Here is a 13,716-nt window from a genome sequence, read left to right as displayed (position 1 = left end):
GCTTTTGCTGGTTGCAGAAGCGGCCGGGCTTGCAAAAGGCTGCACTCGCATTTAATTGGTATATATATAATCATTCACCGCGCTATAGGACTTTGCTGCATGACTATCATTGCCATGGCGAACTCGAAGGGCGGCGTCGGCAAGTCCACCTTATGCCTTCTCATCGCCTCCGAACTTGCCCAAAACGGTGCCAATGTTCTGATCATCGATGCCGATCAAAAACAGCAATCCTGCCTGCAATGGGTGAACCGATGCAGACGCGCCGGAACGCTGCCGCCCTCTCTAATCGCGGTGCCGGCGAATAACCCCGATGATCTCAAAATCGCCCTCACCTCCGCGACGGCAGACATCATTCTGATCGACGTCCAGGGTTCCATGAACGATTTGCTGATCGCAGCCATCGTCTCGAGCGACGTCACACTCGTGCCGGCCAAGGCCAATGTGATGGAAATGGTCGAAACGGCAAAACTGTTTGAATGGGCGCAGAACAGTCTCAAGCGCGCGCCGCTTCGGCTTATCCTCAATCGTGTCGAAGGCATCGACACAAAAACCGTCGCCTTCCAGGACGCGGTGCAGATGATCCGTGACAACCGGCTACCAGCCCTTCCGACATTCGTCCGCGCCCGGAAAGTCTATGAGCAATTTTCCAAAGAGGCGGGCTCACTCGCACAGATCGGCAAAGATCCAGGCAAAGCCGAGCAGGTCGCCAAGGCCCGCGCCAACATTGTCGGCGTGATCACCGATATCACCAGAATCGTCAGCGAAGCTGCGTGAAACGAACGGAGGACCACATGACGGACATCCCGCCTCTGCCAAAATCACGGCGCAATCTGTCGGACCTGGATTCGCTGATCGCAGAGTCCATCGGCAGCATGAAAACCTATGACGAGATGCACGGGACGCCGGATGCGAGCGGTATCCCAAAAGATCCACCTATGACGGCTGCGCAACCGCAAGCAATAGATACTCCCGCTACCAGTGCTGCCCTCGATAAGCCGGAACGCTTTCAGATCATATTGTCCGGCGCGGTCATCATCGCCGCCAAGCTTGAGGCCTTGAGGCAGAAGACGACGGCCGGCGAGATCACCGAGCGCGCATTGCGCGCCTATCTCGATCTGCCGTCAAAGCCGTGATCCTCAAGTGTGCGCGCGCACGCGAAAGCCGCAGTTGCAGCGAGCTATTCAGCCATCTTGAGGATCGGTCATGAGCCGGAAGAATACCGAATTGCAGGGCTTTGTGGACGAGATCGAGTCCATCGAGGACGAGGTCAAGGAGCGCAACGACCGGAAGTCGGCCGTCTACAAAGCGGCGAAAGCGAGGAACTACGACGTGAAGGCAATGAAACAAGCGATCGCAATCCGGCGCCGACGCCGGCAAGATGGCGGCCCGGAAAAGTTCGAGAAGCATGATCGCAAGGTCAGCGAATATCTTGGTCAGCTCGATTGAAAAGTTCGGTCGCCGACCAGATTTCCCACACGGCTCCGGCAAACCCTACGGCCCCACCTTGCGGGCGCGCTGCCCATGGCAGCCCTCCGCCAGCTCCGTTCGCCCCCGCGCAAATGCATTAGCATTGTCGCAACGGCTCACTCCGGCAGCTTACCGCGCCGTCCGCGGCGCTGCGGCTGGAAAACCTTCTTCAGAACAATTCATGGAAGGCATCGCAGATAGTTGGGCCGCGCTGAGCCGATCTGTTTGCGCGCACAGATGGCATGCAGACGCAGCCTGGCACTAATTTATTCCGCTGGCGCGCCTTCCAGCAGTCCGTCGAACACTTTCAGAAGCGCATTGGTGATCGCCTGGCCAAGTGCGTTGCCGGCCACGCGAACATCTTCGTCACCGCCATCTCGGGCAGCCTTGGCAAGGTCGAATCCTTGCTCGCCGACAATCTGCTTGGCCACTTCGATCGCCCAGAGGCCGAATTCGCCGCGATTGTCTATCTTGATCGTGTCTTCCATGGGTGGGCCCTCCTACATTTGTTCGCGGCCAGGCTTTTATACACTGAGCTGCTACATGGCCAGCATGGTATGCTTGTGGAAGCAAGCGGAAGACGCCGTATTCATCACCATCGTGAATCGAACACGGCCAATCGATTCAAAAGTCTCGTTGGACGAATACGGGCTGTGCGACGATGCTTTACCCATGGCTCTTTACACATATCAGCTCTATTGCCAACACATCGACACGGCCAGAAACATGGCTCGCTATTATCTGCTCTCTATCCAGCCGACGCTATTTGGCGAAGTGGTCGTCACGCGCGCTTGGGGGAGGATCGGAAAGCGTGGTGGCGAAAAGAGTGAAATGTTCCCAACGGAGCGCGAAGCGGCAAAGCACTTTCTGGAATTAGCGCGCAGAAAGCGTGCGAAAGGTTACCGGCCCGTCGGAAGCTGCGGAAATGGCGGCATTCGGCGCCCTTCGAACGACGGCGGCACGTGAAAATTAGCACGACGAATGAAAACTATTCGGTCGTGAGCGAACATCTGACCGCCACCGATTCTGCCGATGGCCCGTCCTCTCTTGGCAGGCAAAAGGACATGTGTCCGGCTTATTGGAGATAAACAATAAGGAACATGCACGAGGGGGTTGCGACTGGTTTCCTTTATATTGAACGGCGCCGTCCTCATCCTTGGCCTAGGCGCAATCTTCTTTTTGTCGGCGCCCACCTTGAGTTTCTGAGGATCGATGTGGGCATGGGTGACATATTCCGCAGAACGATCTATTCATCGATTTGCGCGATCCTCTTGGCGTTCGCCGCCGTCTCTCTCGACAGAGCCAACCGAGCACTACTGTGCAAATAGATGCTTTAACCGAAGGTGATATGACTGTGGCGCCGTAGGCAACTGCTCCAATCACCATTGTTGCGGATATTCAAATCAGAACCGGAGGATATCCAAGAGCGGTTCGGCCGACTCTAGGCGTTCCCTTTGCGGTTCTGGTTCTCGAATTTGGAACAAGGTTTTTGTTTGTCGCTGCGCGCAGCTTGACTGGCCACGGCCAGATACACTCGCCGCAGCTCCGTATTGCTGCCTTCAGTGCACCTATCTCGCGTGTACAAGGCTAAACGTAGATTGAAACTACTGCGTGAAATCGCTACCCTCCGCCGAAACTGGGAGGATTCTTATGGACGCAAATGCCGTTTCACTGCTCGCGATATTTGAACGAAAGATGCGGTTGGAAATTCCCTTGTTTCAACGTCAATACGTCTGGAGCCAGGAGCAACAATGGGAGCCGCTTTGGGAGGACATCTCCCGCAAATTCGTAGAAGGTATTGAAGGCCGACAGGACGCGCCCGTTCACTTCCTCGGAGCTATGGTTCTCGACCAGAAGCAGACCCCGGTCACGCATGTGGAGAAGCGTCAGGTCATCGACGGGCAGCAGCGACTAACTACGTTCCAAATCTTCCTGGCTGCATTCCGAGATTTCTGCCGGGAGAACGATTGCATCGACCTTGCGAAAGAATGCGAGGGGTTTACTGAAAACAAAGGAATGCTAGCCGATCCAGCCGTGGATCGCTTCAAGGTTTGGCCAACGTTGGTGGATCGGACCCAATTCGCCGACGTGCTCACGTCGGGATCGAAGGCGGAACTGGAACGGCGACACCCGGTAGTCTGGCGGAAGTATGCTCGGAAGCCTGAGCCGAGGCCCCGCATGGTCCAAGCCTATCTTTTCTTCTATGACCAACTTGCCGAATTTTTTCTCGGAGCTGCAGAGGAGCCGCCTATTGGTGTGGATTCTCCGTTGTCAGCTCGTCTGTTGGAATGCTTCCAGGCGCTGAAGAACTCGCTTCGTGTTGTTACGATCGACCTGCAGCAGGGAGACGATGCGCAGGTGATCTTCGAGACGCTGAACGCCCGGGGCGAGCCACTGCTGCCAGCGGATCTTCTACGCAACTACATCTTCCTTCGAGCTTCTCGCGCAGGCCATGACCAGGAAACCCTCTACGCAACGTACTGGAACCAGTTCGACGACGAATTCTGGCGAGTCGAGGTCAAACAAGGCCGACTAATTCGCCCACGTAGTGACCTCTTCATGCAGCACTTTCTCGCCAGCCAGATCGAGGAAGACATTCCAGTTAAGCACCTCTTCGTCGAGTACCGGAACTGGATCGAGCGCCGCCATCCGTTCAAGGACGTCGAAGAGGAATTGCAGACGCTCGCCAAGCACGGTCAGAACTTCCGCCGGATCTTGGAGCCCACGGTGGGTGATCCAGTTTGCCGCCTCGCGATGTTCCTGGAGGCCTTTGACATCAGGACGGCTTATCCGCTTCTGCTCCTCCTGCTCGACAGCCCCCTCTCGACCATGGAATGGGATCAGATCACCGATGTTCTCGAATCCTACTTATTACGACGATCGATCTGCGGCAACAATACCAAGAACTACAACCGGATCTTCCTGCAACTAACGAAAAACCTGCGGCGCAATGGTCTCTCAGCGGCGAGTCTTGTTCAGCAATTGTCCCAGCAGAGCGGCGACTCGGCGGCGTGGCCAAACGATGCTGTCTTCCGCGAAGCGTGGACGGGAAATCCCGCCTACGATATGGGTAACGCGAAGCTCGTCCACATCTTAGGACGCCTGAATTCGTCCTACTCGAACGGCTGGCAGGAGCCGCTGGTGTTCCAGCAGCAGCCGTCGGTCGAACACATTATGCCACAGAAGTGGATCGACAACTGGCCCCTAGCCGATGGATCCAAGGGGATGGAATTCCTGGAAGCTCACAATGCGCCAGATGGCGACTCGCGGGCGGCATCGACAGAGAACCGGGACAGGATGGTGCAGACGTTTGGGAACCTGACGCTCTTGATGCAGGGGCTCAACTCGGCGCAGTCGAACCTAGGATGGGACGAGAAACGGCCGGCGATGATGGCAAACTCTCTGCTGCCGATGAATCAAGACCTGAACGGCGTCCATCACTGGGACGAAGATGCCATAATGGCGCGGGGGGAGGATCTTTTCGCTCGGGCAACGGCCATCTGGCCGGATCCTGCGACCTACTCCTCACGTATCAGGGTTGCTCAGGCGGCGGAGTAAAAGCAGTTCAAGCCACGCTTCTGCCCGTCGTCGCGGAGCGACTGTCGTTTTGCAGTTAATCGGGATCTTCCTCAATTTGTATGGTTAACTCGCCGTTAGTCATGATGCCGCCATGGGCAGGGCAGGCGAAGGAAAACGATATGGTCGCCCAGACCCCAGGGTCAAAGTTCGGCTGACTCACATTTGCTGCTGTTGCGGGCGACGCTTTTGCTGATTCACCGGAGGATCAGCAATGCAACATCGATTTCAGCGCACGAGCCTCGCGCCGCCCGGCTTTGCAGTAGACGAAGTGAAGGTTGTCGCGGAGCGCGTCCAAGTTCGGCTTCGATCACGCTATCCCATGGGATCTTGCCCGGAGTGCGGACGGCCGAGCCGGAGAGTTCAAAGCAGATATTTGCGCCGGCCCGCCGATCTGCCTCTTAGCGGCCGGCGAGTAGAGTTGGCGATCGTGGCGCGTCGATTTTGGTGCGATGTCGTCCTGTGCGGACGGCGCATCTTCTGCGAACAGTTTGATAACGGCGTGTTGGCTCGTTACGGTCGGCGTACCCAGAGGCTAGAGACAATTGTCCACCACCTCGGCTTGGCGCTCGGCGGCAGACCCGCCGCGGCCTTCGCCAATCGTTTAATGGTTCCGGTGAGTAATGATACGCTACTGCGGGTGGTTCGACGCCGCATCGCTGACCACAACGATGAACTCACCGTCATAGGTATTGATGATTTTGCCTTCAGGCGCGGCCAGACCTACGGAACGATCGTTTGCGATCTGGCACGGCGGAGGCCGGTCACCCTGTTGCCGGATCGAGCACTGGATACGTCTCGGACATGGCTTGCCGAGCATCCGTCAATATCGATCGTCGCTCGCGATCGAGGCGGTGGCTATGGTGAAGCCATCGCGAAGGCCTTGCCTGATGCTGAGCAGGTCGCTGATCGTTGGCACTTGATGGAGAATTCCAGCCGGGCGTTTCTCGATGCAGTCGGCAAGTCAATGCGCCAGATCAGGCAAGCGGTCGGCAACAATATCGTTGATCCCAAACTTCTGACCTACGCTGAGAAACTGCAGTACGAGGGATATCTGCGCCGCCAAGAGACGAACGAGGCGATCCAGGAGCTGTCGAAGAAGGGAACGTCAATTAGACAGATCGTTCGGCAAACCGGCCATAGCCGGAAGATTGTTCGCGACGTTCTGAGGGGCCAGCGCCTCGATGTCTTCCGAACACGGCCCAGCTCACTGGATAGCTGGCTGCCGTGGCTCAACAGTCGCTGGGACGAAGGCGTGCGTAACGCTTTGGCGCTCTGGCGGGAGATGAAATTGAAGGGTTTTGCGGGGCAGAGCGGGGTCGTCTCGCAATGGGCTCAACGGCGACGTCTTGCGGAAAAGGCCAACCAAAGCGGGCTTGCGCGAACGCCATCGGCGCGGGTCATCGCCCGGCTGATGACAACCGCACGCGATGACTTGCCGAAAGCTGAAGCGATCCTCATCGCGGCTATCGAAGTGAACGTTCCGGAACTGATTGTCGCCCGTAGAGGGCGAGCACCAATTTATTCTGCTGGTGCGCCTTCCAGCAGGCCGTCGAACACTTCCAGAAGCGTGATCGCCTGAACGGCGTTGCCTGCCACGCGAATATCTTCTTCACCGCCATCGCGGGCAGCCTTGGCAAGGCCAAAGCCTTGCTCGCCAACAATCTGCTTGGCGACCTCGATAGCCCAGAGGCCGAATTTACCGCGATTGTCTATCTCGATCGTGTCTTTCATGGGATCGTCCTGTCTCTGCCTCGGCGTAGTTTTTATAGGCTGAGCTACACGATGGCTAGCCTTAGGCAGATTGAAGCAGCGCTAGCGGAGGATCCATCAGCATCGTGAATCGAACCGGACCAATCGATTCAAAAGCGTCGTTGGACGAATACGGGCAGTGCGGCGATGCTTCACCCATGGCTCTTTACTCATTTCAGCTCTATTGCCAACGCATCGACACGGCGAGAAACATGGCGCGCTATTGTCTGCTTTCCATCCAACCGACACTGTTTGGCGAAGTGGCCGTCACGCGCGCCTGGGGGAGGATTGGAAAGCGTGGCGGTGAAAAGAGTGAAATGTTCCCGACGGAGCGCGAAGCGGCAAAGCACTTTCTGGAATTAGCGCGCAGAAAGCGTGCAAAAGGCTATCGACCCGTCGGGACCTGTGGAAATGGCGGCATTCAGCATCCTTCGAACGACGGCGGCAGGTGACAATAAGCGACGTCAATGAAAACTATTGCCCCGTGTTCAAACATGGGGAACCGTCATGACCACGACCAACGAATTGCAGTTCGGCGCGTGTGGGGTAAAGCAAGCTTGGGCAACCGGTCTGTGAAGGTTCGCCGCAGGAACTCCCGATGTCTACACATCGATTCGGTGCGAGCTTAATTTTCATGACCTGACCCAGAACTGGTAAGTCCTGGAGGCTGCAGTTGTGCCATCCGTGCCGGCAGCGGCTTCGCGTGCCACAATCCAGGCGGCTCCGATTGGTTTGACGGCGGCCCAATTTCTTCATGTTGACAATTTCTTCATGTTGAAGGGTGATACCCGGAACTCTGACCGGTGGGTCGGGTGTGCCTTTCTATTTCGTTCGCATCCAGCAGATAGCAATGCGCACGCCAACTGTCCGTTCACCGCATAATTTGAGGGAAGAACCTAAAAAAGAAAAAACCGAACGCCCCCTTGCAGATCGTCCGGCTTTTCCCGCGACTACCTACTTCGACAGGGCAAACGGTCGGGTAGCGTGTCGCTAGTTGGAGCGTATGCACGATATGGAATATACCAGTCGCATTTCGCGGCGCGAACTATCAAGGCAGGTAGGTTACCAAGCGCAGCGGCTTGGCGAGCATCGGTCTCATCGCGGACGATCGAACCAGCGCCTCAACCTTTGCTAGGCCGGCGGTGGCGACGATGCCTCATTCGGCCGCCCGAGGTTGCTACTTCCGCCGGTTTTGTACGGCGCTTCCAATCCATGTTTTGTAATCGGGAGAATGGCGCTGGGCCCCGGCTGCATGGAGAAAATAGCGGTTGTCAGATCGGGATTGATCATGTTCGGCGGACATCAAGCATTGTCGGGCGATCGGTAGTTTGACCGAAGCGCAGATTAGCGACACGTCGAGCGCCGCACGTCGACCGGGGACTTTGCCTTGATCTTAGCGAAAAAGTATATTTTGCACTTTGCAGTTTATCGATCTGGACATACCCTCAGAACGAGTGCACCATACCTTCATTGCACAAGTTGTAGTGAAAGCGGAGAAGCCCCCCATGTCACATGGTGGATCGATGGTGCATGCGCGTTTTTTCGCTGCTGTTTTCGCCGGCAGCCTAGTGCCAATGGCAGCTTTGCCAGCAACGGCTGAGATCCTCAATCCACCGGTGCTGCAGGATGAACGCACTCCTGTTGCCAAGCCCGCCTTGGCAGAAACCACACCGCTAGAGCCGCTGCGCGGCAACACAACGCCGGTGCTCGGCGACCGCGTGCTTGACCTCCAGATCCGCAACATCGACAACCAGATCTACAATCCGTCCACAGGCGGGTATGACAAGGTGCATCTGCGCGGCTACACCGGCAGGGGCGTCGATCCCAACGCGCCCTACGTCTCGCCGACGATCGAGGCAACTCCCGGCGACACCGTACGCATCACTCTCGATAATCAGTTGCCGGCAGGACCGCAGCCGGGCGATCCCGGCTGCATGCCCGGTGGGCAGACAATGCCCGATATCCCGCATTGCTTCAACGGTACCAATCTCCATACGCATGGGCTATGGGTCAGCCCCTCGGGCAATAGCGATAACGTGCTGCTGTCGATCAACCCGCAGACAAAATTCACCTACGAATACAACATCCCGTCCGACCATCCCTCTGGCACGTTCTGGTACCACACGCACCGTCACGGCTCGACTGCGCTGCAGGTGTCGAGCGGCATGGCCGGTGCGCTGATCATCCGTGGCAACCGCTTTCCGACACCTGCCGCACACGGCGATATCGATACGCTGATCCCGACCTCGGCGATCCCTGAGCGGGTGCTGGTGATGCAGCAGATCCAGTATGCCTGCCGCAGTACTCCAGCCAAACCGGGAGACCTCGGCCCGATCAAACAGGACATCAGCGGTCGCTATTACTGCGATCCAGGCGATATCGGCGGGATCGAGGGTTATGACCAGTTCGGACCGGGCACCTGGCCGGCGTCCGGGCGCTACACCTCGCTAAATGGCAAGGTGTTCAATCCCAACGATACGATGAAAACGACACAGGGCCAGATCGAGCGCTGGCGCATGATCCACGCCGGCGTGCGCGACACGATCAGCCTGCAATTCTTCAAGGTGCTCGACGGCAAACTGAAGTCCGGGGTGAAAACGCTGCTCAAGGCCGACAGCACTGCCGCGTTCATCAAGGATACGTGCGATACCACGCCGGTGCCCTATCAGCTGATTGCAGCCGATGGCCTGACGATGGCTGCGGCACAGACGACCAAGCTTGCGACGTTCCAGCCCGGTTATCGTTTCGACGCGCTGGTCGTCTTCCCGGAAGCCGGACGCTATTGCGTGATCGACTCCTCGGCACCCAAATCGGGTGTGGTCAATGCGCTCGATGTCGGGCCACAACTGCTCGGCTTGGTCGACGTTGCTCCGGGCAAGCCGGTCGATAATGTGGAAATCTATATCAATCGCGAGCTGGTTGCCCTGGCCGAGACCGACATGCCGGAAAATATCAAAGCGACGGTGGTGGCCGATCTCAAAGCGGGCACGAAATTCACCAGCTTCACGCCGCATCCCGATATCACCGACGATGAAGTGAACGGCAATGGCATGCAGGAACTGACCTTCTTCATTGACACGAAGGGAACGGCTCCGAAATTCGAGGTCGGCAATACGCTCGACACGGACGACGCCAAACCATACGACCCCAGCCGCATCGACCGCTCGCTGCCACTCGGCAAGGCGCAGGAGTGGACGCTACAGTCGCATTTCGTCAGCCATCCGTTCCACATCCACGTCAATCCGTTCCAAATCGTCTCGATCATCGATCCCAACGGCAAGGATGTCAGCGCGCCGGGTGCGGTCGATGATGCGGGTGGCGCGCCCTACGATCCGCAATATATCGGGCTGAAGGGCGTGTGGAAGGATACGCTGTGGATCAAGAGTTTCATTCCGCAGACGTTGCCCGCCGGCTTCTCCGGCATCTATACCGTCAAGATCCGTACCCGCTACGAGCGTTACATTGGCGAATACGTGCTTCACTGCCACATCCTCGATCACGAAGATCAAGGCATGATGCAGAACGTTGCCGTGGTACTGCCTGACCAGGTGAACGACACCACTCAAGACACCATCATGCAGATGAGTGGTCATGATGACCATAAGTAACGCAGTTCAGCAAAGGCACGATCAACACTGTCATCCACCAACACTACCCGGAACAGGATCGAGCATTTGGCGGGAAGAATTGGATATGTTCTTCCAGGGAGACAATTCGATGCCGACCAGCTTCTCTTCGGACATACTGCCTCTGTTCAGGCCGACGGATATCGCTTGCATGAAGGCGCGGGGCGTTAGCCTCGGTGTTTCAGATTGGATGCGCGATCCGACCGCAAAATTCGGATTCCCAGATCATGGAAATGCACGCCGCGTCTTCTCTGCATTGTCACGCGGGAAGATGCCGCCCGATGGCGCCTGGCCGCCGGATAAGCTCGCAATCTATCAGCAGTGGATGAACGAAGGTTCAATATCTAGGGCAATTCCAGCAAGAGTGCTGCGCGCTTTTGCGTGCGGAATTGCGTGAAAACAAGGAGGAGGAATGTTCATGCCAAAATGTCTTGTATTGCTTCTTGCGGCTATCGCCTTGGTGGTCCCTTCTGCCCAGGTCATGGCGCAATCCGACCCCAATCCCGCAATGAACAATCCCGACAAACTCTCCTGGGAGCTGTTCATCCAGGTCAACAGCCGAGCCGGTGGGACAAATTCCGTATTTGAAACCTATGCCAGCGACACCGACCTGTTCCAACCCGTGCCGAGCTATCCAACCAATCCAACAACTCTGTCTCTTCATCCCCTCATCCTGCCTGCGCTCGCACGTCAAGCCGCGTTGGACGCGGGAGTCCTATTGCCTGCTTTACCCCCGGACACCTCTGCGACACTCGAAGAGACGCGTCACAATCGTCCAGTCTTCGATTTCATCGTTCAGAACAACCTCTACAAGAGGTCTGGCCTGAAGGCGGCTTTCGGCAAAACGCTGTCCTTCCCGATCGATTCAATCGAAGTCAAAGCGAATTGGATACCCATCGAACAGGTTCCAAAATGGACAAACAACCAGGTTTCGGTAACGGATGCGCCGAAATTTTTTCACATCAACTCGAATTCCGCCAACAAAAAATTTGCCTTAGTGGCGATGCATGTGATCACCAAACAGGTGCCGAACTGGACCTGGGCAACGTTCGAGTCGCGATTCAATCCTGGACGCTGCGACACGATCGGCTGTCATGATTCCTTCGGCGCGAAAGACGCCAACGTGATGCCGCAGCCGAACAAGCACGGCCAGCAATATCCGGATTGTGTCAAGACTCCAGAACTGGCAGCAATGCTGGCCAAGGCCGACATTGAACCTGCCTACACAAACTATTGTCTCAAGGGGTCGCAGACGGACTTTGTCGATAATACCGGTCTCGACACCCGTCTCGGCAATTCGGTAACCGAGGATGGCTTTGTGCCAACCTCCTCCTGTTTGAGCTGCCATGGCCGCGCGGCGTTCGACTCGAACGGCGCGGCGACCTCGGTTGCTGGCTTTATTAATGTGAATGTCAATCCGCCGATTGGTCCTCTCGGGCCTCTGTTGCCGTCGTGGTATTGGACATTCACAGGGCAGCCACCGATCTCACAGGGCAGTCCTGGCCTCACCCGCTTTGGAACATCCGCTGATTTTGTCTGGTCAATCCCTCTTTGCGCAATCGACGACTCCACGAACCCACCGCAACCATCCGGATGTAGTGGCAAGTGACCAAAGCCAGATCTAACAATGTCCTGATTTCCGATAGCGCGCGTGCCGCACCAGATGAACAGCTCGTCGGCGAACTCGATGCGGACGCGACGCTTCGTCTGACGATCTATTTTCGCAGACGGTCGCCCGCATTGCCGATAGGCAGTGCGGAGGACCTGGCACGTCTGCAGCCCCGCCTGTCGCGCACGGTTCTCGAACGCCAGCGTGCGCGGACCCACAAGCGCGCGGCAGCACGCATCTCTGGCTTCCTGCGCGACAGAGGTATCGTAGTCCAAACGATCGACTATACCTCTCGGAAAATGGAGATCGAAGCACCCGCCCATGTCCTGACGCAGTTGTTTCAGGCCGACATACGGCTCTATAGCGATGGGGAACATACCTTCCGGGCACGGACTGGCTCCTTGTCCATACCACGTCCGATCGCCCCTTGGGTGCGTGCGGTGGTAGGTTTCGATCAGAGACCGCTGCCGACGACATCTTCGGTGCTCACTGGAGATGGGACTGACTCACTTTGGCCCACGAACGTTGCGGAACTCTACGGCGTGCCGCTCGATCACGATCTCTCCCGCCAATGCGTTGGAATTGTCGCGCTCGGCGGTGGTTATCTAGCAGATGATCTCAGGGCGGCCTTGTCAGCGATGGGACGAACGCTGCCCGAGATCGTTGAAGTTCATCTCAATGGCGCCACCGGCGTTTTTGGCGCCGACGCCCGCGCAGATGAGGAAATCGCACTCGACCTTCAGGTGCTCGCGGCACTTGTGCCGGCTGCCCGGATCGTCATCTACTTCGCCGAAAACAGCCAGCAGGCACTTTCTGATGCGCTCGATAAGGCCGTCCATGATTCCGTCAACGATCCCAGGGTGATATCGGTGAGTTGGGGTGCGGCGGAAGTGCATTGGACAGCCCCGCGGCGCGAGGTGCTCAATGCAATCCTCTGTGACGCCGTTCGGCTGGGTGTATCCGTCGTCGCTGCCGCCGGTGATGACTTAGCGACCTGCAACGAACCCGATGGCAAGGCACATGTCTGGTTTCCAGCTTCGAGCCCTTACGTCCTGAGCTGCGGCGGCACCTCGATAAAACTTCAGGACAATGCGATCGCGCAAGAAGCTGTGTGGAATACCGGAATCGCCGGCACCGGCGGCGGGGTCAGCGAGGTGTTCCCGGTGCCCGCCTATCAGGCTCATACCCAGATACCTTTATCTGTAAGTACGGGGTTGCCGGGACGCGGCGTGCCGGATGTTTCGGCGTTGGCCTCGGAGACACCGGGATACAGGATCATTGTCGAGGGGACTGAACGCAATCTGGGCGGGACGAGTGCGGCAACGCCACTATGGGCCGGCTGCCTGGCGATTACTGACAGTTTACGCGCGCAATCAATTGGATTTGCGGTCCCAGCACTGTATGCGCAACCGCGAGCCATGCGATCCGTGTTAGAAGGCGATAACTTCAGAAATGGGATCGGTTATAAGGCCGGCGCCGGCTGGAGCGCGTGTGCCGGCCTTGGTACGCCGATCGGAACCAATGTCATTGAAATTCTCACAGCGGCCTCAGAAGGAGACCTGATGTCCTAAACTGATGGTGAACGTGCGGCGATCTGAATTCTTTATTCGTGAGGGTGAGATCTGCCAGAGGCAGTTGAAAGGATCGGAACCTTCGACCCTGTTATAGAAATGTAAGCGCCGTCTC

13 protein-coding genes and 1 pseudogene are annotated in these 13,716 nt (G+C 57.2%); 11 read left to right on the top strand and 3 right to left on the bottom strand.

The genetic code is table 11. The features are described from left to right. Positions 1–99: 99 nt before the first annotated feature. The 3 genes from QA648_RS35680 to QA648_RS35670 all read left to right on the top strand — a co-directional run bounded on the left by QA648_RS35680 (position 100) and on the right by QA648_RS35670 (position 1,446). A complete protein-coding gene (locus tag QA648_RS35680) occupies positions 100–774 on the top strand; it encodes a ParA family protein (RefSeq protein WP_283055038.1) in 675 nt (224 codons plus the stop codon). Between the two features lie 17 nt (positions 775–791). Further along, complete coding sequence (locus tag QA648_RS35675; protein ID WP_283055037.1) at positions 792–1,133, top strand: hypothetical protein; 342 nt, start codon at positions 792–794, stop codon at positions 1,131–1,133. Between the two features lie 70 nt (positions 1,134–1,203). Beyond that, entirely contained in the window at positions 1,204–1,446 is a 243-nt protein-coding gene (locus tag QA648_RS35670) for a GapR family DNA-binding domain-containing protein (protein ID WP_283055036.1), read from the top strand. Between the two features lie 287 nt (positions 1,447–1,733). Here QA648_RS35670 and QA648_RS35665 read toward each other — a convergent pair whose 3' ends face one another. Further along, positions 1,734–1,955, bottom strand: a complete 222-nt coding sequence (locus QA648_RS35665) for a hypothetical protein (RefSeq protein WP_283055035.1) — start codon at positions 1,953–1,955, stop codon at positions 1,734–1,736. A gap of 184 nt (positions 1,956–2,139) precedes the next feature. On the opposite strand from QA648_RS35665, the gene QA648_RS35660 reads away from it, so the two are divergent. From QA648_RS35660 to QA648_RS35650, 3 genes are all read left to right on the top strand, one after another. Next, positions 2,140–2,433 carry a WGR domain-containing protein gene (locus QA648_RS35660; protein ID WP_283055074.1) on the top strand — a complete coding sequence of 98 codons (294 nt, stop codon included), beginning with the start codon at positions 2,140–2,142 and terminating at the stop codon, positions 2,431–2,433. Between the two features lie 684 nt (positions 2,434–3,117). Further along, positions 3,118–5,025, top strand: a complete 1,908-nt coding sequence (locus QA648_RS35655; protein WP_283055034.1) for a DUF262 domain-containing protein — start codon at positions 3,118–3,120, stop codon at positions 5,023–5,025. A gap of 232 nt (positions 5,026–5,257) precedes the next feature. Further along, positions 5,258–6,625, top strand: coding sequence for an ISL3 family transposase (locus QA648_RS35650; protein WP_283055033.1), 1,368 nt, complete (start codon positions 5,258–5,260; stop codon positions 6,623–6,625). On the opposite strand, the gene QA648_RS35645 is transcribed toward QA648_RS35650, so the two are convergent. After that, positions 6,565–6,777, bottom strand: a complete 213-nt coding sequence (locus QA648_RS35645; protein WP_283055032.1) for a hypothetical protein — start codon at positions 6,775–6,777, stop codon at positions 6,565–6,567. The genes QA648_RS35650 and QA648_RS35645 overlap by 61 nt on opposite strands. 176 nt (positions 6,778–6,953) lie before the next feature. On the opposite strand from QA648_RS35645, the gene QA648_RS35640 reads away from it, so the two are divergent. Next, positions 6,954–7,247 carry a WGR domain-containing protein gene (locus QA648_RS35640; protein WP_283055073.1) on the top strand — a complete coding sequence of 98 codons (294 nt, stop codon included), beginning with the start codon at positions 6,954–6,956 and terminating at the stop codon, positions 7,245–7,247. Positions 7,248–7,324: 77 nt separating this feature from the next. Here the strand turns inward: QA648_RS35640 and QA648_RS35635 are convergent. Continuing rightward, a pseudogene (locus QA648_RS35635) lies at positions 7,325–7,551 on the bottom strand (hypothetical protein); the annotation flags it as partial. A 749-nt stretch (positions 7,552–8,300) separates the two neighbouring features. Here QA648_RS35635 and QA648_RS35630 point away from each other — a divergent pair. The 4 genes from QA648_RS35630 to QA648_RS35615 all read left to right on the top strand — a co-directional run bounded on the left by QA648_RS35630 (position 8,301) and on the right by QA648_RS35615 (position 13,601). Then, complete coding sequence (locus QA648_RS35630; RefSeq protein ID WP_283055031.1) at positions 8,301–10,403, top strand: multicopper oxidase family protein; 2,103 nt, start codon at positions 8,301–8,303, stop codon at positions 10,401–10,403. Between the two features lie 79 nt (positions 10,404–10,482). Then, positions 10,483–10,818 (top strand): hypothetical protein, encoded by a 336-nt coding sequence (locus tag QA648_RS35625; RefSeq protein ID WP_283055030.1) that lies wholly within the window; start codon positions 10,483–10,485, stop codon positions 10,816–10,818. A 15-nt stretch (positions 10,819–10,833) separates the two neighbouring features. Further along, positions 10,834–12,030, top strand: coding sequence for a hypothetical protein (locus QA648_RS35620; protein WP_283055029.1), 1,197 nt, complete (start codon positions 10,834–10,836; stop codon positions 12,028–12,030). After that, positions 12,027–13,601, top strand: coding sequence for a S53 family peptidase (locus QA648_RS35615; protein WP_283055027.1), 1,575 nt, complete (start codon positions 12,027–12,029; stop codon positions 13,599–13,601). The genes QA648_RS35620 and QA648_RS35615 overlap by 4 nt, the downstream gene beginning before the upstream one ends. The last annotated feature ends 115 nt before the right edge of the window (positions 13,602–13,716 follow it).

The sequence above is a fragment of the Rhizobium sp. CB3171 genome, assembly GCF_029714265.1.
Classification (GTDB): domain Bacteria; phylum Pseudomonadota; class Alphaproteobacteria; order Rhizobiales; family Rhizobiaceae; genus Rhizobium.
This window is presented reverse-complemented; position numbering and strand designations above follow the sequence as displayed.